Below are 4,743 nucleotides of genomic sequence, written 5' to 3'. Positions count from 1 at the left end.
CTGGTCCAGCGCGTTCACCCCCGCGGGCGTTTCGGAGGAGGAGGCGGCGGGGATCATCCGGGGGATCTACCAGGGCGGGTTCGACGCGCTGGCGAAGCGATTCGGCGCCGCCTAGCGCCGTGCCGGAGGAGGCGGGATGCCCCTCATCTGCTATGTGAACGGTGATTTCGTGCCCGAGGGCGAGGCCAAGGTCTCGGCGTTCGATCACGGCTTTCTCTACGGGGACGGCATCTTCGAGAGCCTCACGGCTACGGGCGGGCGGCTTTTCAAGCTGCGGGATCATCTCGAGCGGCTCGAGCGCTCGGCGCGGGTGCTCAAGCTCGATCTCCCCGAGACGAAAGAGCGCATCGGCGAGTTGGTCAAGGAGTGTGTCCGCCGCTCGGGGGTGGGGGATGTCTACATCCGCATCATCGTCTCGCGCGGGGCGGGCTATCCGGTGCTCGACCCCAGGGTGACGTCGGGGCCAACCCTCGCGATCCTGCTCCACGATCCCACCCCGCCCGCCGCGACCGGTTCGAGCTACCGGCCGAAGGGGGCGGGCCTGCGCCTCAAGACGGCGGCGGTGCGCAAGGTTCCCCCCGAGAGCTTCGAGCCCCGCGTGAAGAGCCTCAACTACCTGAACCACGTGCTGGCGCGGATCGAGGCGATCGAGTCGGGCTTCGATGAGGCCGTCATTCTCGATGTGCGCGGCTTCGTGGCCGAGGCGCCGGGGGAGAATATCTTCATCGTGAAGGACGGCGCGCTCAGGACGCCGCGGGCGCAGTACGTCTTGGACGGGATCACGCGGCGGACCGTTCTGGAGATCGCCGGGCGCGAAGGCATCCCCGCCGGGGAGGCCGACCTGACGCTCTACGATCTCTACTCGGCGGATGAGGTGTTCTTGACCTCCTCCTTCAGCCGGGTGCACGCGGTGGCGGAGGTGGACGGACGGCCCATTCCGGCGCCGGGGCCGATCACCGCCCGGCTTCGGAGCGTAATTCTCGAGATGGAAAAAACCGAGGGCGAGCCGGTCGGCTGATGGATTTGGCTTCTATTTGGTAGTGGGTCGGCTTGCTGGTTTTTCATGTCATTCCGAGCGCCAGAGGCGCGAGGAATCTGTTTTTCCCAAGCAGATTCCTCAGTCGCTACGCTCCTTCGGAATGACACAACGGGTCCATTGTGCAAACGACCCATTACCCTCAATTTGATTACCACAAGCGAAAGGTGAAGCGCGATGGCGATGACATCCCAGGAACTGGATCAGGCGCACCGGCGGTCGTACTGGAACCCTTATATGCAGATGGAGGTGGTCCGGGAGCAGGGGCCGAAAATTTTCGAGCGGGCGGAGGGCGTCTACGTCTGGGACACGGCCGGAAAGAAGTATCTCGACGCGCACGCGAGCCTCTGGCTCATGAACATCGGCTTCGGGCGCGAGGAGGTGGCCGAGGCCGCCTTTGCGCAGATGAAGAAGATGCCCTTCTTCTCGACCTTTGTCGGCTTCTCGAATCCCCCCGCGATCGAACTCGCCGAAAAGCTCAAGGGGCTGACCGCGGAAGAGGGGATGGGCAAGGTCTTCTTCTCGGACAGCGGCTCCGAAGCGGTGGAGACCGCGCTCAAGATGGTCCGCCAGTACTGGAAGAATCTCGGCCAGGCGAAAAAGTACAAGATCATCTCCCGGCGCAACGCCTACCACGGGGTGACGTTCGGGGCGCTCTCGGCGAGCGGGATCAACGCCAACCGCCGGATGTTCGAGCCGCTCCTGCCCGGCTTCCGGCATATCCCGGAGCCCAACTGCTACCGGAACGACTTCGGGGAGGGGCTGAGCGAGGAGGAAGTCTCCGAGGCGGCGGCGCACGCCCTCGAGACCGCGATCGCCTTCGAGGGGCCGGAGACGGTCGGCGCCTTCATCGCCGAGCCCGTCATGGGGGCGGGCGGGGTGATCGTGCCGCCGGAGAGCTATCTGAAGAAGTGCCGCGAGATCTGCACCGCGCACGATATTCTCTTCATCGCCGATGAGGTCATCACCGGCTTCGGGCGGACGGGCACCTGGTTCGGCTCGCGCACTTATGGCGTGAAGCCCGACATCATGTGCTTTGCGAAGGGAATCACGAGCGGCTATGTCCCGATGGGCGCGACGATGTGCACCGATGAGGTGTACCAGGCGTTTCTCGGGACGCCGGGGGACGGCAAAGAGTTCCGCCACGGCAACACCTACAGCGGCCATGCCACCGCGGCGGCGGCGGCGATCGCGAATCTCGGCATCATCGAGCGGGAGAACCTGCCGGGGAACGCCCGCAAGGTGGGCGATCATTTCCTGGGGCGGCTCAAGGAACTCGAAAAGCATCCCATCGTCGGCGATGTGCGCGGAAAAGGGCTGCTCGCCCGCGTGGAGCTGGTCCAGGACAAGAAGACGAAAAAGCCCTTCGCCCCCCTCGGCTCGGCCGGCGCGAAGGTGAACAAGAAGGCCCACGAGGCGGGCGTCATCTTCCGGAACGTGAACGATGTCCTGACGTTCTCCCCGCCGCTGATCCTGACGGAGGCGCAGGCGGACTTCATCGCCGAGGTGATCGACCGGGCGATCGGGGAGGTGGCGGCCGGGATGTAGCCGTGCCGTTGCGCTTTGCGGTCCCGGAATTTATGATCTTTTCTTTCGTGCCGCCAGATGAGTTTGTGCCGCGATAGCGCGCGTATCTCTTTGATGAAGAGGAAATGCATATGACCCCGCCGACCGCGACGATGGATGCAAATGAAATCCGGGAACTGGACAAGGCCCATGTCTGGCATCCCTTCACCAACGCCCGCTCGCTCGATGCCTCCCCGATCGACATCCTCTCGAGCGCCGAGGGATGCACCGTCACCGACGCCGCCGGGAAGACCTACATTGACGCGATGGCCGGCCTCTGGTGCGTGAATATCGGCTACGGGCGCAAGGAAGTGGCCGATGCGGCCTACCAGCAGCTCCTCCGGCTCCCCTACGCCCCGCTGACGCTGATCAACGAGCCCGCGGCGCGGCTCGCCGCCAAGCTCACGGGCATGCTCCCCGAGGGGCTCGAGCACGTCTGGTTCGTCAACAGCGGCTCGGAGGCCAACGACACCGTCATCAAGATGGTCCGCAACTGGGGCACGAAAAACGGCGGCCGCTACAAGATCATCGCCCGCTACCAGGGCTACCACGGCGGCACCATCGGGGCGATGAGCCTGACGGGCCAGACCCACCGCCGCTCGGACTTCGGCCCCCTCCTCCCCGGGATCATCCATGTGCAGGCGCCCTACTTCTTCCGCAGCAGCGCGAAGAGCGAGGAGGAGCTCGCCGAGCGCTGCGCCGAGGAGCTCGACGCCGTTATCCGCTACCAGCGGCCCGACACCGTGGCGGCGTTCATCGCCGAGCCCGTGATCGGCGGCGGCGGGGTGATTCCGCCCCCGGCGGATTATCTCCAGCGGATGCGGGAGGTCTGCGACCGCTACGGCGTCCTGATGGTGTTCGATGAGGTCATCACCGGCTTCGGGCGGACGGGCCAGCTTTTTGCGGCGCAGACCTACGGTGTCACCCCCGACATCATGTCCATGGCCAAGGGACTGAGCAGCGCCTACCTCCCGATCGGGGCGGTGGCGGTGAACGACAAGGTTTTCGATGCGCTCAACCCGGAGGACGGCAGCTTCTTCGCCCAGATCAACACCTACGGCGGGCATCCGGCCTGTTGCGCGGCGGCGCTGAAGAACCTGGAGATTCTCACGGGCGAGGATCTGCCCGCCAACGCGCGGAAGGTCGGGCGCTATCTCGGTGAGAAGCTGAAGAAGCTGAGCGACATTCCCTGCGTCGGGGATGTGCGCGGGGTGGGCCTCATCTGGGGGGTGGAGCTGGTGGAGGAGAACGGCGATCCGATCCCGACGGCGGCGACCTCGAAGATTCTCAAATACGCCCACGACGATGGCGTGCTCTTCGCCAAGAACGCCGGGATCGCGGACGGCCCCGCCAACACCGTCACCATCAGTCCGCCGCTGATCCTGAAGGAAGAAGAAGCCGACAAGATCGCCGACGCCCTCGAAAAGGCGCTCCGGCGCTATCAGTCGGAAAGGTAGGAATTGTGCTCGAAAAAGCGCGTGCCTCAACCGCAACGTTCGCCGGAAACAATGACGGTAAACTTGTGGTCCTATCAAATGGAGTTGGGATCTGAAAACAGGAAGCTGGCCGGAATGGTGGGAGTGGGAGCTTGAATTCACTCCCCACCTGCTCAAGCGCATGGAGGATCGCCGGTTTACGGAGGTTGACTTAAGAGCTATGCTTGAGCGTGCCGTATCGTGCCGCGGCGATGTCGTGGAAGGACGCTGGATCATTCTGGCGCGGCATCGTCGGCGTCCCTGGGAAGTCATTGTCGAACCGGACTTTGGCGCCAAGCTGCTGGTTGTCGTAACCGCTTACCCGGTCTGGAGAAGATTGGCATGACGGAGTCTTATCTCGAAGTCACCTTTCGGCAGGGCAGGCCCATGGCGGCCTATCTCTACCTGCCGCGGCGAGCGCGAGAAAAGAGCTATCGCACGTCCAAGGCTGACCCCGGGCTGGTCATTGACTTTAACCGCAGCGGAAAGCCGATCGGCATCGAAATCACCGCACCTGCGAAGCTCACGCTCGCTGCTCTCAACAAGGTCCTGCGCGATCTTGACTTGCCGCCGGCAAGCCGGTCGGATTTGGCTCCACTTCGAGCCGCTTAGGGGGTAGTGGGTCTGTTTGCTTGTTTTTCTTGTCATTCCGAGCGCCGGAGGCGC

The 4,743-nt window shown here is 64.2% G+C and carries 4 protein-coding genes; all 4 read left to right on the top strand.

What is annotated here, in order from left to right:
* Nucleotides 1–136 precede the first annotated feature (136 nt).
* The 4 genes from O2807_12075 to O2807_12060 all read left to right on the top strand — a co-directional run bounded on the left by O2807_12075 (nucleotide 137) and on the right by O2807_12060 (nucleotide 4,689).
* Nucleotides 137–1,018, top strand: a complete 882-nt coding sequence (locus O2807_12075; GenBank protein MDA1001235.1) for an aminotransferase class IV — start codon at nucleotides 137–139, stop codon at nucleotides 1,016–1,018.
* 195 nt (nucleotides 1,019–1,213) lie between these two features.
* Nucleotides 1,214–2,584: an aspartate aminotransferase family protein gene (locus O2807_12070; GenBank protein MDA1001234.1), complete on the top strand. Its 1,371-nt coding sequence runs from the start codon at nucleotides 1,214–1,216 to the stop codon at nucleotides 2,582–2,584.
* A gap of 110 nt (nucleotides 2,585–2,694) precedes the next feature.
* On the top strand, nucleotides 2,695–4,059 hold the full coding sequence (locus tag O2807_12065; protein MDA1001233.1) for an aspartate aminotransferase family protein: 1,365 nt from the start codon (nucleotides 2,695–2,697) through the stop codon (nucleotides 4,057–4,059).
* Between the two features lie 360 nt (nucleotides 4,060–4,419).
* Nucleotides 4,420–4,689, top strand: a complete 270-nt coding sequence (locus tag O2807_12060; GenBank protein MDA1001232.1) for a DUF2283 domain-containing protein — start codon at nucleotides 4,420–4,422, stop codon at nucleotides 4,687–4,689.
* Nucleotides 4,690–4,743 lie beyond the last annotated feature (54 nt).

It is taken from the genome of bacterium (assembly GCA_027622355.1).
Classification (GTDB): domain Bacteria; phylum UBA8248; class UBA8248; order UBA8248; family UBA8248; genus JAQBZT01.
This window is presented reverse-complemented; position numbering and strand designations above follow the sequence as displayed.

Excerpts from the sequence above, each read along its gene's own strand:
- O2807_12060 (MDA1001232.1), top strand. The coding sequence starts at position 4,420 with ATGACGGAGTCTTATCTCGAAGTCACCTTTCGGCAGGGCAGGCCCATG.
- O2807_12070 (MDA1001234.1), top strand. The coding sequence starts at position 1,214 with ATGGCGATGACATCCCAGGAACTGGATCAGGCGCACCGGCGGTCGTAC.
- O2807_12075 (MDA1001235.1), top strand. The coding sequence starts at position 137 with ATGCCCCTCATCTGCTATGTGAACGGTGATTTCGTGCCCGAGGGCGAG.
- O2807_12065 (MDA1001233.1), top strand. The coding sequence starts at position 2,695 with ATGACCCCGCCGACCGCGACGATGGATGCAAATGAAATCCGGGAACTG.